The organism is Roseibium sp. MMSF_3544 (genome assembly GCF_030732845.1).
Taxonomy (GTDB): domain Bacteria; phylum Pseudomonadota; class Alphaproteobacteria; order Rhizobiales; family Stappiaceae; genus Roseibium.
In genome coordinates, this window is record NZ_JASHKA010000013.1 from 83,051 (window position 1) to 104,497 (window position 21,447).

General features: G+C 56.9%; 16 protein-coding genes. 10 read left to right on the forward strand and 6 right to left on the reverse strand.

All coding sequences use genetic code 11. The features are described from left to right. The first annotated feature begins 67 nt into the window (after positions 1 to 67). The 3 genes from bcp (at position 68) to RBB47_RS19035 (ending at position 2,848) form a co-directional block, all read left to right on the forward strand. Positions 68 to 535 carry a thioredoxin-dependent thiol peroxidase gene (gene bcp / locus RBB47_RS19025; RefSeq protein ID WP_305987453.1) on the forward strand — a complete coding sequence of 156 codons (468 nt, stop codon included), beginning with the start codon at positions 68 to 70 and terminating at the stop codon, positions 533 to 535. A gap of 32 nt (positions 536 to 567) precedes the next feature. Next, the gene (locus tag RBB47_RS19030) at positions 568 to 1,404 is read left to right on the forward strand and encodes a ferritin-like domain-containing protein (RefSeq protein ID WP_305987454.1); all 837 of its coding nucleotides are present in this window, start codon (positions 568 to 570) and stop codon (positions 1,402 to 1,404) included. 91 nt (positions 1,405 to 1,495) lie between these two features. Then, positions 1,496 to 2,848: a M23 family metallopeptidase gene (locus RBB47_RS19035; RefSeq protein ID WP_305987455.1), complete on the forward strand. Its 1,353-nt coding sequence runs from the start codon at positions 1,496 to 1,498 to the stop codon at positions 2,846 to 2,848. Between the two features lie 58 nt (positions 2,849 to 2,906). On the opposite strand, the gene prfB is transcribed toward RBB47_RS19035, so the two are convergent. The 3 genes from prfB to RBB47_RS19050 form a co-directional block, all read right to left on the reverse strand. Further along, positions 2,907 to 4,035 (reverse strand): peptide chain release factor 2 gene (gene prfB / locus RBB47_RS19040; protein WP_305987456.1). Its coding sequence is split into 2 segments (ribosomal slippage): positions 2,907 to 3,965 and positions 3,967 to 4,035, totalling 1,128 coding nucleotides; the frame shifts between segments, so codons are not numbered across the junction. A gap of 153 nt (positions 4,036 to 4,188) precedes the next feature. After that, positions 4,189 to 6,642, reverse strand: coding sequence for a penicillin-binding protein 1A (locus tag RBB47_RS19045; protein ID WP_305987457.1), 2,454 nt, complete (start codon positions 6,640 to 6,642; stop codon positions 4,189 to 4,191). A gap of 178 nt (positions 6,643 to 6,820) precedes the next feature. After that, the gene (locus RBB47_RS19050) at positions 6,821 to 8,086 is read right to left on the reverse strand and encodes an N-acetylmuramoyl-L-alanine amidase (protein WP_305987458.1); all 1,266 of its coding nucleotides are present in this window, start codon (positions 8,084 to 8,086) and stop codon (positions 6,821 to 6,823) included. Positions 8,087 to 8,787: 701 nt separating this feature from the next. Between RBB47_RS19050 and RBB47_RS19055 the strand changes: the two genes are divergently transcribed. Then, the gene (locus tag RBB47_RS19055; protein ID WP_305987459.1) at positions 8,788 to 11,757 is read left to right on the forward strand and encodes an Rne/Rng family ribonuclease; all 2,970 of its coding nucleotides are present in this window, start codon (positions 8,788 to 8,790) and stop codon (positions 11,755 to 11,757) included. A gap of 99 nt (positions 11,758 to 11,856) precedes the next feature. Here RBB47_RS19055 and RBB47_RS19060 read toward each other — a convergent pair whose 3' ends face one another. Continuing rightward, positions 11,857 to 13,020 (reverse strand): pyridoxal phosphate-dependent aminotransferase, encoded by a 1,164-nt coding sequence (locus tag RBB47_RS19060; protein ID WP_305987460.1) that lies wholly within the window; start codon positions 13,018 to 13,020, stop codon positions 11,857 to 11,859. Between the two features lie 366 nt (positions 13,021 to 13,386). Between RBB47_RS19060 and RBB47_RS19065 the strand changes: the two genes are divergently transcribed. The 6 genes from RBB47_RS19065 (at position 13,387) to RBB47_RS19090 (ending at position 19,592) form a co-directional block, all read left to right on the forward strand. Continuing rightward, on the forward strand, positions 13,387 to 14,673 hold the full coding sequence (locus RBB47_RS19065; RefSeq protein ID WP_305987461.1) for a M48 family metalloprotease: 1,287 nt from the start codon (positions 13,387 to 13,389) through the stop codon (positions 14,671 to 14,673). 56 nt (positions 14,674 to 14,729) lie between these two features. Beyond that, positions 14,730 to 15,518, forward strand: a complete 789-nt coding sequence (locus RBB47_RS19070; RefSeq protein WP_305987462.1) for a DsbA family protein — start codon at positions 14,730 to 14,732, stop codon at positions 15,516 to 15,518. Between the two features lie 305 nt (positions 15,519 to 15,823). Beyond that, positions 15,824 to 16,303 (forward strand): acetyl-CoA carboxylase biotin carboxyl carrier protein, encoded by a 480-nt coding sequence (gene accB / locus RBB47_RS19075; RefSeq protein WP_305987522.1) that lies wholly within the window; start codon positions 15,824 to 15,826, stop codon positions 16,301 to 16,303. Between the two features lie 15 nt (positions 16,304 to 16,318). Beyond that, positions 16,319 to 17,665 carry an acetyl-CoA carboxylase biotin carboxylase subunit gene (gene accC / locus RBB47_RS19080; protein ID WP_305987463.1) on the forward strand — a complete coding sequence of 449 codons (1,347 nt, stop codon included), beginning with the start codon at positions 16,319 to 16,321 and terminating at the stop codon, positions 17,663 to 17,665. A 47-nt stretch (positions 17,666 to 17,712) separates the two neighbouring features. Continuing rightward, positions 17,713 to 18,393: a leucyl/phenylalanyl-tRNA--protein transferase gene (gene aat / locus RBB47_RS19085; protein WP_305987464.1), complete on the forward strand. Its 681-nt coding sequence runs from the start codon at positions 17,713 to 17,715 to the stop codon at positions 18,391 to 18,393. Between the two features lie 149 nt (positions 18,394 to 18,542). Continuing rightward, a complete protein-coding gene (locus RBB47_RS19090) occupies positions 18,543 to 19,592 on the forward strand; it encodes a hypothetical protein (RefSeq protein WP_305987465.1) in 1,050 nt (349 codons plus the stop codon). A 66-nt stretch (positions 19,593 to 19,658) separates the two neighbouring features. On the opposite strand, the gene RBB47_RS19095 is transcribed toward RBB47_RS19090, so the two are convergent. After that, the gene (locus RBB47_RS19095; protein ID WP_305987466.1) at positions 19,659 to 20,045 is read right to left on the reverse strand and encodes an NADH:ubiquinone oxidoreductase subunit NDUFA12; all 387 of its coding nucleotides are present in this window, start codon (positions 20,043 to 20,045) and stop codon (positions 19,659 to 19,661) included. Positions 20,046 to 20,248: 203 nt separating this feature from the next. Next, a complete protein-coding gene (locus RBB47_RS19100) occupies positions 20,249 to 20,986 on the reverse strand; it encodes a response regulator (protein WP_305987467.1) in 738 nt (245 codons plus the stop codon). Positions 20,987 to 21,447 lie beyond the last annotated feature (461 nt).

Sequence of the window (21,447 nt, forward strand, 5' to 3'; positions counted from 1 at the left end):
ACTACCGCGTCTACGCCGGATATCGGTTTCGGCAGAAACGCACAAACTTTGACAGAAGGATGGCAGAATGACGGAATTAACGGCTGGCGATTTGGCCCCGGTATTCGATTTGGACGGCGATGGTGGTGATCGCGTTTCCTTGAGCGGGCTCAAGGGAAAACCGGTGGTGGTTTATTTCTACCCAAAAGACAACACACCAGGGTGCACAAAGGAAGCAATTGCCTTTTCCGAGCTGATGGATGAGTTCAAGAAGCTGGGCGTGACGATCGTCGGCCTATCGCCCGACTCTGCCAAGAAACACGACAATTTTATCGCCAAACACAATCTCGCTGTGAGGCTCGGAGCCGACACTGAAACCAAAACAGCGGAGGCTTATGGTGTATGGGTGGAAAAATCCATGTACGGAAAAAAGTACATGGGCGTGGAACGCTCCACGTTTCTGGTAGACGCAGACGGGAAAATCGCTCAAGTCTGGCGCAAGGTAAAAGTCCCTGGACATGCCGAAGCCGTTCTTGAAGCGGCAAAAGCCCTCTAACTCCTCTCAGTCCTTTAAGCGCCGGCACCAATATGCACCAGTCAACGGATCGCGCCTTGCCACCGACCCTGGTGGCCGGCGCACGGGCCATTGTGTCTAACCCGGACACTTCGGAGAAGGTCCGGCTGGCCTACGCCGTCTCCAAAGCCTGGTTTCAACGGGATCTTGCGCTCGGCACACCCTCGCGGGACGGATCCATGCCGGACCGGCCCGGCCGGCCCGATGCGCCGATCCTTTTGGCACCGCGCGACATGCCCAAACGAAGTCTGACAGGACAGGCAGGCCGGCTGGCGCTGATTCATTCCCTCGCACATATCGAATTGAATGCCGTCGATCTGACCTGGGATCTCGTCGGACGTTTTGCCGATGTGCGTTTGCCAAGATCCTACTATGACGACTGGGTTCGGGTTGGCCTTGAGGAAGCCAAGCATTTTTCGATGCTCGAAGACCGGCTTGCGAAACTGGGTGCCGCCTATGGAGACATACCCGCTCATGACGGGCTTTGGCAGGCTGCCCAAGATACCGGACATGACCTCGCCGCACGACTTGCGATCATTCCTCTGGTCCTGGAAGCGCGCGGTCTCGACATAACCCCACCCATGATCGAAAAGGCCCGCACAATTGGTGATGAGGACACTGCAAAGTGCCTCGACGTCATTTATCGCGATGAAAAGAATCACGTCGCCTTCGGCGCAAAATGGTTCCGATTCTTGTGCGACCGACAGGGAATCAGGCCGGAACCGGCCTTTCATGATTTCGTTCGCCGTCATTTTCGCGGTGCGCTTAAACCACCTTTTAACGACCGGGCACGTTCAGAAGCCGGGCTAACCCCCGGTTTTTACAAGCCTCTCGCTCCACTCACTGGTTAATTTTAATTATGTTGAAGACGAATTATTAACCTTACCAAATTCTAATCAGACTCAGTTCTTTTGCAGAATGCAGCCAGTGACTGAGTGATCAATGCAACAGCGCCAGAAAGCAACGCAGACACACCAAGCGCAACGGAAAGCGCAGCACCATCCGACATTGGCGCGGGGTGCGAAATCGACCACCTATAGTGTTCGGCCGGTCCACCTTATCTTCGGGGCCCTTGCCTGCGTGGCGGCAACGCTCGGAGTGAGCGGCAGCGTCGGCTATTACCTTGTCCGTAGCGACATGATGGCTGAGGCCAGCGCCGAAAAGACCGAGCTGGTTCTTGAATACCAGGATCATATCGACCGGCTCAGAGCGGAAATTCACAAGTTGACCAGCCGTCAGATGGTGGATCGGGAAACGGTCGAGATCCAGGTTATGGACGTCCTTCGGCGTCAGCAGAGCCTCAATCAGCGTCATGCCATTGTCGCCGATCTCGTCGCACGCGCAGAAAATGCAGGAATTTACCTCAGCAGCGACAAGCCGCTACCGAGACAAAAACCGGCACTTGACGCGCGCAGCCTCGCATCTATCGGAACGGACGACAAATCTGCGATCGGCGGTGAAAGTGAACTGATCGCGGAACCGGTGAAAGCGCTGGGCTTGCGCGAAAGCACCTCCCGGACAGTCGATCCGCTTGCCATTCTGCAGCAACCGGCAGCGACTGCCGAGCCGGAACCTGTCGAGGTAAAAAAAAACTCTGAAAAACAGGCCACTCTCGACGCAGTAAAGGCCGATATTACCGAGATGGACGTTGAGAGCACGGCCGCCGTCGATGCGATTACGGTGGCGACGGAAAGCCGGATAGAAGACATTCTCTCCATAACGCGCCAAATCACCCCGTCGATAAACACTGCCCTGCGCAAGGACACGGCCATCGGCGGCCCGTTCATGCCAATCTCTGAGAATACCTTTCCAGATCGCATAAAGCGCGCAGATGCAGCTCTGAAGGCACTGCGAAAAGTGAAATTCACCACTTTGCGGCTGCCGGTCAAGAGACCCGTCAAGAACGGTTCCGTTTCCAGCAATTATGGACCGAGAGTCGACCCTTTCCTGAAGCGGCTCGCGATGCACACCGGCATCGATTTCAAGGCCCCATATGGTTCCAGGGTCTATTCGACGGCGCCAGGAACGGTCTTGGCCGCGAAGTGGAAAGGCGGCTACGGCAAGATGGTGGAGATCCGGCATGCGAACGGATTTGTCACGCGCTATGCGCACTTGAGCCGGATGCACGTCAAGGCAGGCGATCATGTCCTTGCTGGTGATCTAATCGGGAATATCGGTTCTACCGGAAGGTCCACCGGGCCCCATCTTCACTATGAAGTCCGACGGCACGACAAACCGCACAATCCAGCCAAGTTTTTGAGTGCAGGCGAGAAACTCTCCAAACTGTCGTTGTAACCAACGAAAACGGGGCCTCACGGCCCCGTCTCCTGAAGCAGATCGTCACGCCTTCAGGTCAGTCGATATCCTCAACCTCGACTTCGCCGCCAAAGACGCGTTGAGCCAACGCGGCCTCCATGAACTTGTCGAGATCACCGTCCAGCACATCGCCGGGAGACGTGCTCTCAACCCCTGTTCGAAGGTCCTTGACGAGTTGGTAGGGTTGAAGGACATAAGATCGAATCTGGTGACCCCAGCCGATATCAGTCTTCGACGCGGCTTCCGCGTTTGCGGCTTCCTCGCGCTTTTTCAACTCCGCCTCGTATAGGCGTGCCTTCAGCATGCCCCAGGCTGTCGCCCTGTTCTTATGCTGCGAGCGCTCTGACTGACATTGCACAACGATACCAGTCGGCTGGTGCGTGATGCGAACGGCAGAATCGGTGGTGTTGACGTGCTGGCCACCAGCGCCGGAGGCCCGGTAGGTGTCGATGCGGCAATCGCTTTCGTTGACGTCAATCTCAATCGAATCGTCGATGACCGGATAGACCCAGGCGCTTGAGAAACTCGTGTGGCGACGTGCGTTGCTGTCATAAGGCGATATGCGCACAAGACGGTGAACACCAGACTCCGTTTTCAGCCAGCCATAAGCATTCTCGCCCTTGATCAACAGCGTCGCCGACTTGATCCCGGCCTCTTCACCGTCGTGATACTCCAGCACTTCGACCTTGAAACCATGCTTCTCCGCCCATCTGCGGTACATGCGCAGCAACATGGAAGCCCAGTCCTGGCTCTCGGTACCACCGGCTCCGGAATTGATTTCAATATAAGTGTCATTGCCGTCGGCCTCACCGGACAGCAGTGAATTGAGCTGAAGCTGATCGACCTTTTTCTTCAGGCCTCGCAAAGCCTCCTCGGCTTCCTCGACAACCGATGCGTCGTCTTCCATTTCACCCAGTTCGATGAACTCGACATTGTCGGCAAGGTCCTGCTCCAGCCCCTTGACGCCGGAGATACCATCATCGAGCTGCTGACGCTCGCGCATCAGTTTCTGAGCCTTGCTGGGTTCGTTCCAAAGTTCCGGATCTTCGGACAGGGCGTTCAGTTCTTCCAGTCTGACAAGAGCCTGATCCCAGTCAAAGATGCCTCCTCAGCAGGCTTATGGCCTGCTTGATTTCATCGACGATCGCTTCCATTTCGGCGCGCATCGGATACCTCTCGTGATTTTTGTGAAGCGGCCCGGCTTCCAGGAAGGAGCGCCGGGCCGAGAATTGGAGCGGGAGATTACCCTTGCCGGATGCCGCTGTAAACCATCCCGGTTCGGCAGCTTTCCGGCAATGCCCTTCCGATATTGTTCAGGCTTAGTAGAGACCGCCGGTGCCAGAGAGAACAGCGCCTGCCGCTTCCGGAGAAACCGAAGTTGGAACGCCCATGGACCCCTGGAAGTCGATCACGGCATAGCTGTCATTAGGCGCCATTCCCGGCTTGAACGCCTCAAGGATCGCGCCCGGTGCGCCCGGAGAGGCTCTTCCGCCGGTACTGCGGTTGATGGCGATGAGCTGCAGACCGCGTGGCACGCGGAACTCCACCGGCGGCTTGTTGGCAAGCGCCTTCTTGACGAAATCGGTAAAGATCGGAGCTGCCACCTGACCGCCCGTCGCACCCCGGCCCATCGGCTTGGGATTGTCGTATCCGACAAAGACGCCGACCGCGAGATCCGGCGTAAAGCCCATGAACCAGGCGTCCTTTTCATCATTGGTGGTGCCCGTCTTGCCTGCCACAGGTCTTTCCACCGCGCGTACGGACGTTGCCGTGCCGCGTTGAACCACACCTTCCATCATGGACGTGATCTGGTAGGCGGTCATCGGATCAAGCACCTGTTCGCGGTCATCGATCAGTGTCGGTTCCTGCTGCCCTTCCCAGATGTTCTGGGTGCATCCGTCACAGATGCGGCTATCGTGCTTGTAGATCGTGCGCCCGTACCGGTCCTGAATTCGGTCGATCAGGGTCGGGCGAACTTTCCGCCCGCCGTTGGCGATCGTTGCATAGGCGGTGGTCAGGCGAAGAACGGTGGTTTCACCTGCTCCGAGCGACATCGACAGAACCGGAAGCATGTTGTCATAGATGCCGAAGCGCTTGGCATATTGCGCCACGAGCGGCATGCCCATGTCTTGCGCAAGGCGAACCGTCATCACGTTTCGCGACCGCTCAATCCCGGTGCGCAAGGTCGACGGGCCGTAGAATTTGCCGCCGTAGTTCTGTGGGCGCCATGTTCCGAGGCCGGGCCCCTGGCTGATTTCAAGAGGCGCATCCATGATCACCGAAGACGGCGTGTAGCCATTGTCGAGTGCTGCGGCATAAAGGAACGGTTTGAAGGACGATCCCGGCTGCCGATAAGCCTGAGTCGCACGGTTGAACTCGCTCTGGGCAAAGCTGAAACCACCGACCAGTGCCAGGACGCGGCCGGTATAGGGATCCATGGCGACAAGCGCCCCCGACACTTTCGGGATTTGGCGCAATTCAAACGTGCCCGGAGCAACAGGGCTTTCCTGAACGTAGACGACGTCGCCCGGTGTCAGGACATCCGACACGGAGCCCGGGGCGCGGCCGTTGACCCTGGCCCATTTCATGGTTTCCAGGAACAGCGCCCCGCTCTTGCGCTCGTCTGAGAGCTTACCGCTGACAAGTGTTTCGGGCTGAAGACCGACGGTTGCCTGGTCTCCACCACTGTCGAGAACGACAGCGAGCTGCCACTCCGGAATATCGCTGAGTGCCTCGATCTTCGCGAGATCGACGCCCCAGTCAGCGCCCAATGCAATTTTTTCGACGGGCCCGTTCCAGCTGCCCCGCTTGTGGTCGAAATCGATCAGACCTTCCATGAGCGACTGGCGCGCCATCTTCTGGAGTTCCGGGTCAAGTGTGGACCTGACGGAGAGGCCACCTTCGTAGAGCCGCTTGTCACCAAAGATGTCGGCAACCTCCCGCCGGACTTCCTCGGTGAAGTATTCTGCTGCGAAAAGGCGTGATCCGCTTTCGCGCGGATTGACGACAATTGGCTTCGCCTTGGCCTCCGCACCCTCTTCGTCGCTGACATAACCGTCTTCGATCATGCGATCGATTACGTAATTGCGGCGCGACACGGCGCGGTCAGTATGCCGGAAGGGATGATAGTTGTTCGGCGCCTTCGGAAGCGCGGCCAAGTAGGCCATTTCGTCCAGGTTCAGCTCATGTACCGACTTGTCGAAATAAATCAGGGCAGCGGCAGCAATCCCGTGCGCGCCCAGGCCGAAGTAGATTTCGTTGACGTAAAGCTCAAGTATCTCATCCTTGGTGTAAGCCTGTTCAATTCGAAGAGACAGGATGGCTTCCTTGATCTTACGAACGATCGAAAGGTCGTTTGTCAGCAAGAAGTTCTTGGCAACCTGTTGCGTGATCGTGGACGCACCTTCCGGGCGTCGTCCGGAACCGTAATTCTGGACAAACCGGACCGCCGCACGGGCGATGCCTTCCGGGTCCACACCAATGTGAGAGTAGAAATTCTTGTCTTCCGCAGCGATGAAGGCCTGCTTCACCCTGTCAGGAATGGCCTGGATCGGCAGAAACATACGCCGCTCTGTCGCGTATTCGGCCATAAGGCTGCCATCGGACGCGTGCACTCGCGTCATCACAGGCGGCTCATAGTTCTTGAGGGCAGTGTAGTCCGGAAGATCTTCATCGAGATGCTGCAGATACATCCAGACGCCGGCTGCGATCAGCAAGGCGACCGCTGCCCCTATTCCGAAAAGATAGCCGAAGAATTTCACTAAAAATTTCATACCGCGGGCTCGTCTTTCCCCGTCATCGATGCACGTCTAGTTCTAGCACGGATATTTTAATACAGCACCATCAGGTCCTGATTATCACAATAACCTGTTTGTTTCCTCGTGCACCAATATGGCGATGCTGAGGCAAATGCCGAACAAGACGTTCAATTCACGACATAATTCGTTGCATTTATTGAGAAGGAGCCTGTTGCTTCCGCGCGAGCCTCGGCCGAAAGAAACCGTGAATCGCCTCGCTCATGGCATTCGCCATGCGCTCTCGCCATTCCTCGGAGATCAGCAGCTTTTCATCATGCTCATTGGAAAGATACCCGAGTTCAACCAGAACCGAAGGCACGTCATGGGCCTTGAGGACACGAAAACCGGCTGAACGATGCGGATTCTTGATGAGTCTAACGGCGCTTTGGAGCTCGGTTACAAGCGTTTTTGCGAAATAGTTGGAAAACGATCTCGTTTCCCGCTTGGCAAGATCCAACAGAATGTCCGTTACTTCGGTGGGTTCCTCTTCCAGTTCCACGCCCGCAATGACATCAGACATGTTTTCCACTTCGGCCAACTCCGCCGACAGCTGGTCCGAAGCGCGGTCCGACAGCGTGTAGACTGTTGCGCCACGGGCGAGTTTCCGACCTCTGCGAACAGAATCGGCGTGAATCGAAATGAAAAGATCTGCCGCTAGCTCATGACCGATCTCGACACGGCGTGACAACGAAATGAAGGTATCGTCGTCTCGGGTCAGATGGACAACATAAAGATCTGATTCCTCGAGTTTTTTCTTCAGCAGATTGGCGAAGTCGAGGACGATCGCCTTTTCAAGCGTTCCGCCGACACCTGTTGCGCCGTTGTCGATCCCCCCATGGCCAGGGTCGAGAACAATCAACGGCTTGTCTCTCGATTTGGATGCAGCCAATCGGTTGGTTTTTGGCGTTGTCTTTTTGACTTTGCCCTGATTGCGCGCCCGTGATTCCTGCACGAAAGCATCGAATTCCTTGGGACTTGCGCGGACAAGATCAACCACCAATCGCGCCGGCTGATCGTCAACGGCCGGCAGAAAGAAGGTTTTGTCGACCTGCGCGGGTCCGGTCAAATCCATCACGATGCGAGATTTTCCGGCCGCAAACAGACCGAAGCGCCAATCGGCAACCATCCCGCGGCCGGTCTTTCCGGCATCAGGAGACAGTGTGAAATCCACTTCCGGAAGGTCAATTACCAGCCGATAGGGGTTTGCCAGACCCGATATCGACGGTGTCACCTGCGAATCCATATCCAGAACGAATCGGGTTCTGTCGGCATCCCCCGCGACTCGCGCACCAATGACTTGCGGTTTTGCGCTCTCCGCAGCGCGGACAATGTGGATACCTGGAAAGGCGAAGAAAAACAGCATGATCACCGCCATGAACCGCACGGCGGATCGACCGGGCACGCCAAAAACGTCAGCCACCTGAGGTTTTGCTCCGACTTTCTGCACAATTTCTCCGGTCATGTTGCTCGCACACCGTCAGCACTGAGCCGTTGTATACCCGTCATACGCTATCCGCGTGTAGAGGAAAATGCCTTATGCACTTCACATTGCTTGCAAAGCGGGTCAGCGGATCGTAAAAGTACCTTACGGATTTCGGTTCGAGACCGATACCTTCCCGGATGGCGGACTGGGGTACATATCCACAACGTCATCTCACTCCAAGGCCTTCAAGCGACGGAACAGAGGCCGTTCTGCCGTTTCAAGAAGCGCCTGGAATTCTAGCGGATAAGGTATTGGCATTTCTTTGGGACGCCGCTGTCTCGCTGTCGAGTAACCTGCCCTGGAAGCAGCCTACCGTGCGAGACAACCAACGGAAAACAAAGACGAACTTTTCCGGAACCGGCAGCAGATGAAGCGGCTTGGCCCTCACTGCAACGTCGGCGAAAGGTACAACGACTTAACTCAAGGGCCTGCGTTGCCCCGAAGGACCCGCGCGATGCAAATGGCGATCAACAAAATGCAAGGAACCGCTTCAGCGGCCGCTTGCATTGATCAGACAGCCGCGCCGGGCGCAGACGCCCTTCCCAATCTTAGCAAAATGAAAACGGTAGCGATTCTCCTTTCGGGCGATGCGCGTCATCGATACGCGCCCAGCACCGCTGCCGTGGAGAAGTTTAATAATGGCAAACAAAATGCTGATCGACGCGGGCCACCCGGAGGAGACCCGGGTCGTCGTCGTACGTGGCAATCGTGTTGAAGAATTCGACTTTGAAGCAGCAAACAGAAAACAGCTTCGTGGCAATATTTATCTCGCGAAAGTAACAAGGGTCGAACCCTCACTTCAGGCGGCTTTCGTTGAATATGGTGGAAACCGGCACGGTTTCCTGGCATTCAGCGAAATTCATCCGGACTATTATCAGATCCCCGTTGCCGACAGAGAAGCCCTGCTCGCTGCTGAAGCGGCTGAAAGACAGGGCGACGATGCCGAATCGGAGGAAAAACCGAAGCGCAGGCGTCGCTCGCGCGCGGCCAAAAACGAGTCCACAGAGACCGTTGCCAGCGAAAAGGTAGATCCGGAAGAGGCTTCGGATGCGTCCGGCGACGGTGAAGCGACCGCTGCTGACGACGGGGCAGATGCCGACCAGGCTGACGCGCCGGGAGAAGAAAACCAGGAGCTGAGCGCAGAAGCAGAAGCGGACGCAGAGCCCTCGGGAGATGCACAAGAAGGTGCAGACCAGCCGGATGCTGGCGGTGACGAGCAAGTTGCCGCAGAAGCATCGGAGTCGCCGACCGAAGAAGCTTCCTCCGTTGATGCTGCCTCGCAAATCGACGACGAAGACGAATCTTCAGAAAATGGCGGCGAAGAAACTGAAGCCGTCGCTGATGACGCAGATGGCGCCACTGTCGAGGCTGCCGAAGACGACGACGAAGCACCAGTCAAGGCACGCAGCCGCCGCCGTCGCAGAAGCCGCGACGATGACGACGATGACACGGATGAAGACGCGGTCGAATCCGTCGGCGCCGAGGATGCGATGGAGGAAGTGCCCGAGCGTGTGGTGCCTCTGCGCAAACAGTACAAGATCCAGGAAGTCATCAAGCGTCGCCAGATCATTCTTGTTCAGGTCGTCAAGGAAGAACGTGGGAACAAGGGCGCCGCCCTTACGACCTACCTTTCGCTCGCTGGCCGTTATTCCGTTTTGATGCCGAACACGGCGCGCGGCGGAGGCATCTCCCGCAAGATCACGCAACCGACAGACCGCAAGCGCCTGAAGAAAATCGCCTCTGAGCTTGATGTGCCGGAGGGCATGGGTGTCATTTTACGGACCGCGGGAGCAAGCAGGACGAAGGCCGAAATCAAGCGCGATTTCGAATACCTGATGCGGCTATGGGAAAACGTCCGCGAGCTGACCCTCAAATCGAGTGCCCCAAGCCTCGTCTATGAAGAAGGCAGTCTGGTCAAGCGATCGATCCGTGATCTTTACAACAAGGACATAAACGAGGTCCTTGTTTCCGGTGACGACGGTTATCGCGAGGCGAAGGACTTCATGCGCATGCTCATGCCGAGCCATGCCAAGAACGTACAGCCTTACAGGGACCCCTCCCCGCTGTTCATCCGCTACGGTGTCGAGCCGCAACTTGATGCCATGTTCTCGCCCCAGGTGACGCTGAAGTCGGGTGGCTACATCGTCATAAACCAGACGGAAGCCCTGGTCTCGATCGACGTGAACTCGGGCAAGTCGACGCGCGAGCACAACATCGAAGACACGGCCTTGCAGACCAATCTGGAGGCTGCGGAAGAAGTCACACGCCAGCTTCGACTGCGCGATCTCGCCGGTCTGGTTGTCATCGACTTCATCGACATGGAGGAGTCGAAAAACAACCGAGCGGTCGAACGCAAACTCAAGGATTGCCTGAAAAACGACCGTGCGCGCATACAGGTCGGCCGGATTTCCCATTTCGGTCTGCTGGAAATGTCCCGCCAGCGGATCCGCACAGGCGTTCTTGAAAGCTCAACAACCCCCTGCCCGCATTGCGGCGGCACCGGCATGATCCGCTCTGTTGAATCGGTTGCGCTTCACGTGCTGCGGTCGATGGAAGACAACCTTTTGAAAGGTGCGACGCACAATCTGATCATCCGGACGACGACGCAGGTTGCGCTCTATATCTTGAATCAGAAGCGCTCGAACTTGTCCGACCTGGAAGCACGCTTCGCCGTCGAGATCGAAGTCAATGCCGACGAGATGGTCAATGGCCAGCTCTATGTGCTTGAGCGCGGCAGCCCGATCGACCGGGATCGCATCCCGGCGCCGGCGCCGATCATTCAGCCGGATACGGTTGAGATCATTGACGATATGACGGAGCAGCCTGTGATCGAAGAACAGGCGCAAGACGAAGAAGGTGGCGACCGCCGCCGCAGACGGCGCCGGAAACGCCGCAAGGGCAACTCAGATAGCGCCCAGGACGGCGCCGAAAGCCGTCAGGCCTCGTCAGATGCCGAGGATCCTGACAGCGAAGACGGCTTCGCGCAGGAAGCCCAGTCCGCCGAAGATGACCGCGGAAGCGATGAGCCGCGCCGCAAGCGCCGCCGCGGCCGTCGAGGTGGCCGCCGCGGGCGTCGTAACGGTGACGGCGGAGACTTCCAGGGCGAAGAAGCGCTTGACGGTGACGCGCCGCAAACCGCTGAAGCCGGCAGCGAAACAGAGCCGGGCGAAGAGACAGAAAGCGAATCCGAGGCGGAGTTGGAAGCCAGCACCGATGCCGTCGCAGGCGAGCAGGACAGCGTCTCTGACGACGATCAGGGCGTTTCCGCCAGCGCTGAAGAAGCCGAGGTCGCGCTTGAAGTTGTTAAAACTTCCGATCCGGTAGCAGAGCCCCAGACGACAGACGATCAAGTAGACGATGCCGTCGAGGTGCAAGCCGAAGAACCAGAGGCCTCAGCCGCGCCGGAAGAAGCCGAGCCGCAGCAAGGCATTGTGGTTGAGACACCGACCTCCGAACAGCCTGTTCCGAATGAAACGGCCGTCGAAGAGGAAGAAGCAGTCCCGTCTGCGCCTGCTGAACCGGTCGTGACGAGCGAAACGTCCGGCGAGGACAAGGAAAGCAAACCAAAGCGCGTCGGTTGGTGGCAACGCGGGCGGTCGTTTTTCTGATCGCTAGATCCGGAATTAAGAAAGGGGCGGCCCATGGCCGCCTTTTTTACGTTTGCAGAAAGTCATTTTCTCCGGCCGGCTGGCCGAATATCGAGTGGCTCAGGACAAAAAACCGGCCATTCTGACAAGCGCTTCTTTCATATGCTCATGAGCACCTGCAAAGGAAAAGCGCAGGAACTCGTGGCCATGCACCGGATCGAAATCGACGCCCGGCGTTGCTGCGACACCGGCTTCATGCAGCATCTTTCGCGCAAACCCCAGACTGTCGTCACTAAAGCGGCTGATGTCGGCGTAGATGTAGAAAGCGCCGTCAACGGGAAGCAATTGGTCCAGTCCCACCTTGGGCAGTCCGTCCAGAAGCAACTCACGATTTGCAATATAACCGGCCTTGACCGCCTCAAGTTCCTGCACGGATCCCAAGGCAGCTGTCGCCGCAATCTGTGAAATTTCGGGCGCAGAAATATAGAGGTTCTGCGCTATGCGTTCCGCCGGTCGAACCAGCTGCTGAGGCAGAACCATCCACCCTATTCGCCAACCCGTCATGCAATAGTATTTGGAAAAACTGTTTATGATGATCGCATTGTCGGAATACTCGAGCGCGGTCTTCTGATCGGCTGCATAGTCAAGGCCGTGATAGATTTCGTCCGAGATGAACCAGATATGTTCCGCTTCACAATAGGCGATCAATTCGCTCAGCGCTTCTGCGCTCATCATGGTTCCGGTCGGATTGGCCGGGCTTGCAACCAGAACGCCTTTCACGGGACCTTCCTTGCGAGCCTCCTCCAGATGCGCTGGCGTCAGGCTCCAACGGGTTTCGGCCCCCACCTTTACTTCCACGGGCACAAGACCAAGTGATTTCAATATGTTGCGGTATGCAGGGTAACCTGGAGCTGTGAGAACGATGCGATCGCCCGGGTCGAACGCGGCCAGGAAAGCCAGATTGAACCCCGCTGAAGAACCCGTGGTCACCATGATCCGGTCTGTCGGCGCGTCCACGCCATATTCCCGTTTGTAGTGGTTGGTCAGCGCTTGTCGCAGCGGCAGGATGCCAAGCGCTTCGGTATATCCAAGGCGGCCGTGACCAAGAGCTTTTCTTGCCGCATCAAGCGCTGCCTTCGGCGCAGGTGCTGAGGGTTGGCCGACCTCCATATGAATGATGGAGCGACCTTCCGCTTCAAGTCTCGCAGCTTCAGCAAGAACGTCCATTGCTATGAACGGAGCAACATCGCTGCGCTGGGACGGCTTTAGACTGACAGAGCTCATATCGGTGCTGCACTCTCGGCATTGACTTTGTTTCGAACTCGTATTGCGGATTTTATGTCGCGTTGCAATGTATCTGCGTTTGGATCATTGCCCTTTGTTCCATTGGGGCGATAAACCTTACCGAATTGTCATGCTGGTTTTCTTGACCGGAAACGGACACCTCCATACCTTCGCCACACATTCATGCGCGTGGATACTATCCCGGTACCGGACAGGAGTTCAGACTTGCCGCGCTTTAGACCTGTTGTGGCCTTGCCCACGAAGCGAGCCTTGTTTCGCAGGGTTCGCAATACAGTTTCCGTTTTTTGTTGCGCAGCGATCGTTCTGCCCCTCGTCTCGGCGCCGTCAAACGCTCAGCGCGGAAGGTTGCCTCTGGTTCGGGACGCAGAAACGGAATCGCTCCTGAAGGACTACGCCAAGCCGATTTTCAAAGTGGCCGGCATCGCCAGTTCCGAGCCGCAAATCATTCTGGTCAACGACAAGAGTTTCAACGCCTTCGTGCCCGACTCTAGACGCATGTTCATCAACGTTGGCGTTCTGATGGAGGCAGAGACACCAAGTGAAGTCATCGGTGTGATCGCCCACGAGACCGGACATATCGCGGGCCGGCACCTCGTAAGATTGCGGGCAGCCGCCTCGAACGCGCAGATTGTCTCGGTCATCGGCGCGCTTCTGGGCGCGGGCGCAGTGGCAGCAGGTGCAGCCGCAGGCTCCACCCAGGCCGCTTCTGGAGGCGCAGCCGCAGCGCTCGGGGCCGGATCCGTCGGTCAAAGAACGTTGCTTGCCTATCAGCGGGGCGAAGAAGCGGCGGCTGACCGCGCTGCGCTCAAATATCTGAATGCGACCGGCCAAAGCGCCCGGGGAATGCTCAAGACGTTCCAGCGCATGTCCGAGCAACAGTTGTTTGCAAGGCAGTATGCGGACCCATATGCGCAAAGCCACCCCATGGCGCAGGAGCGCTACAATGGGCTTTTGAATGAGGCGCAAAAATCCAAGTATTTCAATGAACCGGAAGACTATGTGCTTCAGTACCGGCACGATCTGGTCCGCGCAAAACTTTACGCTTTCACCAGCCACCCGTCCGCGACACTGCGGGCTTATCCGCGCAGCGACAAAAGCCCCGCGGCACAATATGCCAGAGCCATTGCCGCCATGAAAAGCCGCGGCAAAGCGGCCGTCAAAGAGATCGACGCGCTGATCCGCTCGCAGCCCAACAACCCCTATTACTATGAGTTAAAGGGACAGGCGCTTCTGGAAGGTGGAGATCCGAAGGCCGCGATCGCACCATTCCGCAAGGCGCTCTCTTTCAAGCCGAACGAACCGCAGTTTCAGGTCTGGCTGGGCTATGCCCTCGTTGGAGCCAACAATCCCGCCTATTTGCCTGAGGCGGAAAGAGTGTTGAAACAGGCAATACAACGGGACCCCAATTCCGGGGTTGCTTACAGCCAGCTTGCCATCGCCCATGGCCGCCAGGGCGAACGCCCGGAAGCGGATTTGGCGACAGCAAAGGGCCTGATGGTCAGCGGCCAATTCGAAGCAGCAAGGCGTTATGCGGCGCGTGCTCAAAAAAGTTTGAAGCGTGGATCGCCCGCGTGGGTTCAAGCCGACGATATTGTGTCGTACAAACCACCTAAATTGCCGAATCGCCGGTGATCGAGAAACACGCAAGGCGGCGTATCTATCCAAAGCCGTCGCCGAAGGAGTTCTAAATGCCCGCTCTATTTGCATTCCTGCATCGCATGCGACCGGCCGCTCATCTGCGCATCCTGTTCTCCGCGATGCTGATAGTTCCGTTGTTTGCTGCATCGGCCGTTGCACAGGACCTCAGCCGCGATGACGTTGAGAAAATCGTTCGCGAGTACCTGTTGGAAAATCCGGAAATCATCGCCGAGGCGTTTAATGAGCTGCAACGCCGCGAACAGGAGGCCGAGGAGGCTGCACGTCTCCAGGCGCTCAATGACAGCGCCGACATACTGTTCAACTCGACACGCCAGGTTGTTCTCGGAAATCCGCAAGGTTCGGTGACACTCGTTGAGTTCTTCGACTACAACTGCGGCTACTGCAAACGCGCTTATGGCGACATGGTCAGGCTGATTGAGGAAAACCCCGACCTTAAAGTTGTCCTGAAGGAGTTTCCGGTTCTCGGCCAGGGCTCTGTCGAGGCCGCGCAAGTCGCCGTTGCGGTCAATTCCATCGCGCCGGAAAAATACCCTGACTTTCACGAAGCGCTTCTGCTGAGCCGTGGTCAGGCAAACCTTGCAAGCGCAGTTGCCGCAGCAACCGATCTGGGGATCTCCGAGGAGGAACTGCAGGCCGCAATGTCGACAGACGAGGCAGGCCAGACCATTGAAGAAGTTTATACTCTTGCCAATCGACTGGGACTTACCGGGACACCTTCCTATGTCGTTGGCAACGAAGTCGTCATGGGTGCGGTTGGCTACGATCAGTTGAGTTCAAAACTCGATGCCCTGAAAAACTGTGGCCAGACAACCTGCTGAGGTTCGCCGGCTCAAGATTGTTGGAAACCTGTTGCTCCCGATATCAAAGAGAAATCGGGGGTTTTCCTGACACAATTGAATCCCTATAAGAGGCTTGACCCGCATTCGACCGAGTGCGGGTCTTAGAACAATAGCCGCCGCATTCTCGGCGGCACGAGAAGCAACCACAGAACCGGTAAATACCTGGACACAGCTGGTGAAATTCCGGAGTTTTCCGAGAAAGCGCCGCTTCCCAGGTAACCCTCGCAACCGGCCGACGTGGTGCACGGGTGTTTGTGGAGCGAGTACGAGAGCCAAACGAGATGATGCGTAACGATAACAAAAAGTTCGACACGGCCCTGATCCGGGATCTCGCTGTCCTGTTGGATGAAACAAACCTTTCTGAAATAGAGCTTGAACAGGGCGACACGCGCATTCGCGTCGCGCGCCAGATGTCGATCAACGCTCCCGTCAACGTTGCCGCGCCAGCACCTGCTGTTGCGGTTGCGCCTGCGGCAGCCGAACCAGTTGCGGCTGCGGCAGCTCCGGTTGCCGAGACGCCTACACAATCCGGCGCAACAGTGACCTCTCCGATGGTCGGAACCGCCTATCTTGCTCCGGAGCCTGGAGCGGCACCTTTCATTCAGGTCGGTGACAAGGTCACCGAAGGCCAGTCGATCCTGATCATCGAAGCCATGAAAACCATGAACAGCATACCGTCCACAAAATCGGGCACCGTGAAGCAGATCCTCGTGGATGACGCCCAGCCGGTGGAATTCGGCGAACCGCTCATTATCGTCGAGTAAGGAGCCGCCACGGCCATGTTCTCCAAAATCCTCATCGCCAACCGAGGCGAAATCGCGCTGCGCATTTTGCGCGCCTGTAAAGAGCTCGGTATTCCGACGGTCGCCGTGCATTCGACCGCTGATGCCGACGCGATGCACGTACGCCTGGCGGATGAAAGTGTCTGCATCGGACCGCCTGCAGCACGCGACAGCTATTTGAACATTCCGCAACTGCTTGCCGCTTGCGAGATCACCGGAGCTGATGCTGTCCACCCTGGATACGGGTTCCTGTCGGAAAACGCCCGCTTCGCCGAAATACTGGAAGCGCACAACATTGAGTTTATCGGTCCGACGGCAGAACATATTCGTGTCATGGGTGACAAGATCCAGGCCAAGCAAACGGCCAAGGACCTTGGAATACCCGTGGTTCCAGGTTCTGACGGCGAAGTCACGACAAGTGATGACGCCCACGCCATCGCACGTGAAATCGGCTATCCCGTGTTGGTGAAGGCCGCGTCCGGCGGCGGCGGCCGCGGTATGAAGGTGGCCCAGACCGAAGCAGATCTCGACACCGCGCTCTCAACGGCACGCGCTGAAGCCAAGGCCGCGTTCGGCGACGATGCGCTTTACATGGAAAAGTACCTCGGCAAGCCGCGCCACATCGAAATCCAGGTTCTCGGTGACGGCAAGGGCAACGCCGTTCATCTCGGCGAACGCGATTGTTCGTTGCAGCGTCGCCACCAGAAGGTACTTGAAGAAGCCCCCTCGCCGAGCCTCAACGCCGAACAGCGTGATGCGATCGGTGAAATTGTTGCCAACGCCATGCGCAAGCTGAAATACCGGGGCGTCGGGACAGTGGAGTTTCTCTACGAGAACGGGGAGTTCTATTTCATTGAGATGAACACCCGACTTCAGGTCGAACATCCGGTCACGGAAATGATCACGGGCATCGATCTGGTCAATGAGCAGATCCGCATCGCCGCCGGCGGCGATCTGGACATGACGCAGGACGACATAAAATTCGACGGCCACGCCATCGAATGCCGCATCAACGCCGAGGACCCGGTTACCTTCGCCCCGTCCCCTGGAACGATCACCTATTATCATCCGCCGGGCGGTCTGGGCGTGCGCGTCGATTCAGGCGTCTATCAGGGGTACAAGATCCCGCCCTACTACGACAGTCTGATCGGCAAACTCATCGTCCATGGCCGCAATCGCGTGGAGTGCATGATGCGTTTGCGCCGTTGTCTTGACGAATTTGTCGTTGACGAAATCAAGTCGACTATTCCGCTTTTCCGCGATTTGGTGGACAATCAGGCAATAGCAAACGGTCAGTACGACATTCACTGGCTTGAGAAATACCTGGCTGACAAGTCGAACTGACCGGGCTGCGGCAAAGGGACCCCCCTGCCGCCGGGAAGCGAGGCCTCATGGCTGGTTACAAAGATGACATCGTAATGGAAATCACGCCGCAGGTGCTGCTCAAAGCCTATGCCTGCGGCCTTTTTCCTATGGCTGAGTCGGCGGACGATCCAGGTTTGTTCTGGCTGGAGCCTGAACATCGCGGCATCCTTCCGTTCAACAATTTTCATTTGCCGCGCCGGCTCAGGCGCACCATTCGTAGCGATGTCTTCGAAATCCGCGTAAGCACAGACTTCCAGGGCATTATCGACGGCTGCGCCGAACCTATGCCTGGTCGCCAGAAAACCTGGATCAACCGGGAAATCCGCAGGCTTTACGGCGAACTCTTCGATATGGGCTACTGCCACACAGTTGAGGCGTGGCAGGAGGGTGAACTTGTCGGTGGTTTGTATGGTGTTAGCCTCAACGGCGCCTTCTTCGGCGAAAGCATGTTCACCTTCAGGACGGACGCCTCCAAAGTGTGCCTTGCGCATCTGGTTGCGCGGCTGATTGTCGGTGGCTACTCGCTGCTCGATACCCAGTTCGTTACCGATCATCTCAGCAAATTCGGCACGCTTGAAGTTTCCCAGGCCGACTACAACAAGCGGCTCGGCGAAGCGCTGAAATTGGAAACGGACTATTACGCCTTTCCGTCCCAGGCCTCAGGACAAGACGTTCTGAACGTGCTCGACAGCTTGCATGCCAAATAAGCGCTTTTTGAAGCGTGAAACGGTCTCCATCAGCTCTCTGTCCCACCCTCGCAATCAATCAACCAGAACGCGAACCATTGGTTGCAGTTGTTGACTAAACCTATTTTTGATAGTGTTCCGCAAGGTAAAGTACAGCGTCGGGGCATTACATGGCAGGGGAAATCAAGGACGCGGGTAACAACAACGGCCTTGGAAAGACGCCGACAGCCATGCGCCGGGAAGACGCCCGCGTGCATGGTGGTACGGGTCCATCGGAACCGCGAACAGGTCTTGCCCCGCATGGTTCAGAGCCGAAATCACAAGCGGCCTCGTCCGGTCTGACAGCAGATTTGAAAAAGGCGACGAAATCCGTCGCTGATTATGTCACCTCATCGGTCCGGCAAAGCGATCCGGAAAACACGATCGTTGATGCCAAGTTCAACAAGGATCTGGAAACGCTGCGCAGTTTGCACTCCTTCTTGATCCGCGAAGCCAAATCATTGCCGGAAAATTTTTCGCTCGGCATGTTGAACACACTGAAAACAGGAGGCCCCGGAGACAAGGGACGATCTCCGACAGCCGAAGAGTGGCAGGCGATTGAGAAGAAAACGCAAGTTTTGTTCGCCCAGCTGACCGACGCCGATCGCAAGCGTTTTCTGGCCTCTCAGATGCCGAACTTTTTGCCCAAGATCGCCGTCTGGCTGGTCGCGATTTCGATCGGGTCGATGATCATGTCGGTTGTGATGGCCGAGTTGCCTCTCTTCGGTGTCGGCGTCAACGGCGCCTTTATGGTGTTCTTTTTCCTGCTTTGGCTGATGTCGCTGGGAGCGATCGGGTCCGCAGCCTTTATCGGGTTCAACGCCATTTCCGTCAGCAGCGACATCACCTTCGATATCTCCGATTCCCGTTTCATCGTGCAGCGGATCGTTCTTGGTGCCCTGTTCGCCCTTTTCTTCACTCTGCCCTTCGGTTTTCATGAATTCCTGAGTTTTGCGAAAAGTCTGAGCACGGCTGCGCTGAACAGGGCGACCGTCCCCACGCAGTCCGAGCTTGCCTTCACCAATCAGTCCCTCTTGCTGATCATGCCCTTCGTGCTTGGCTACAGCACGTCGCTGGTGATCCTGATCCTGAACCGGATGATATCGTCGGCAAGCACCTTGTTCGGCGCCGGTGAAGCGGCCGTGAAGCCCAAAGCTGCCGCCCCTCGGGACACGTCTTGATCTTAGAAATGGAAAACCCCGCACGAGCGGGGTTTCAATCGTCAGGTCGCTGATGGCTCGCTGTCGTCAGTTGCCCGGTGTCCAGGCTTCATAGTCGCCGGTGACTTCAGGACGTTTTTCAGGCGTCAGGATAGACCCATGCGGACGGTACGCTCCCGGGGTCCCCGTGTGGTTCTTTTCGTGCGGCTTCTGCCAGTGTTTCGGATGATAGGTCTCATCTGAAGGCGGCGTATCGACCCGGTGATGCATCCAGCCGTGCCAGCCCGGAGGAATCGCGGAGGCTTCGGCGAGGCCATTGTAGATGACCCAGCGCTTCTTGCCGCCGCGCTCTTTGTAGTACTTGTTGCCGGCCTCGTCCTCACCAACAAATTCACCCTTGCGCCAGGTGAAGAAGCGGGTGCCCATCGTCTGGCTGTTCCACCAGGTGAAGATTTCAAGCAGCAGAGTTTTCATGGCCCTCAAAAGGTCCTCAGATTTCACAGAGCGAGAGCCGGATCTAAAAGACCAGCTTTCCAAACTTGGCGGACTATGGCGCCAAGATCGGTTTCTGTCCAGTGCTGCACTGCCGCAGGGGATGAGATTTTGACTGACATCGCGCAGGAGGCGCGCGACAAGTGACGTGCCTTTTTTGCACGCGGTAGAAATCGCGTTTCTCGTCAGTGAAGCTTCAAGTCTTTTGACTTCACATAATCGGCATTGCGGATGTGTTTGGATGCCGCCGAGTGCTGCTTCTTTTCCGCAGGCGCCTCATCGCTGTTCTTTTTCACGCCGCCCTTTTTCACACCGGCAAAGACGGGTTGTTGCTTCTTGCTGTTGTCAAATTCCTCTTCAACAACACTATCGACTTCGGCACGCTTTTGAACTGCGATCTTGTGGTGAAGGCGCGCGCCGGCGAGCGACTGCATTTTTTCCGCCTGCTCGTCCATTGATCGTTGAATGCCATAGATGTTGTAGAAGCCGGAATTCTCCAGGATCATCGGCCTGTCATCGGTCATCAGCCACCTCAGCCGCTTGTAGAGCGTTGAAGGCGACAGCGGCTTGACCAGGACATGATGCGCACCAGCCCTCAATGCCTTGTCGACAAGCGGACGTGTTCCATGGGCGGTGACGAAGAGAATCGGAACATAGCAGAGCGGCTCCATATGCCGATGCCGCACCAGCCGCAGAAACTGATAGCCGGACGTTGGCTCCATGCGCCAGTCGGTCAGAATCACGTTCGGCGGTTCTGCGAGACTTGCTTCCAGAGCGTCATCGACCGAATCAAAGACTCGCACCCGCGCCACCTTGAAGCTCAGGAGAATCGACCGGAGAATCGTTTGCATCGGCTTGCTGTCCTCTACGACGACAGCGTCGATATCCTCCATCGCAAGGCCAAAGGCTGCGTGATGCTTCATTAAATGCGGGTCCCTTTCCCTAGATTTCCCGCACTTAACCAGACCCGGCTTAAACCCGGTTGAAACGCTCGAGCGCCATTTTCTTCAAATTTTCATAAAAGCAGGGCTATAGTCATCCACAGCGAAGTTGACTTTCCATGCGCGTCACTCGTTTGCCAGGAAAGCAAGTGCCAAATTCCCTTGGTTCACGCGCTCCCCACAATCCACACAGGCACACAATATTTTGCGTTTGCCCACAGCGACGACACAAGCTGTTGTCGGTCATGCCTTGACCTTAAGAATTCATTTACATTACGTTTCTTATTATTGCGATGTGAGTAGTCGGGCGCCCTTCCGGACGCTCCGGTCATCCGAAACACTAAAGTAAAAGCGTTCCGTTTCCGAGCTTTCGACCAAAATCGGAAGACGGGTTTTTGCGCGCCTTTTTCAGGGCGCACATCGTGACAAACCTGTTGATGACT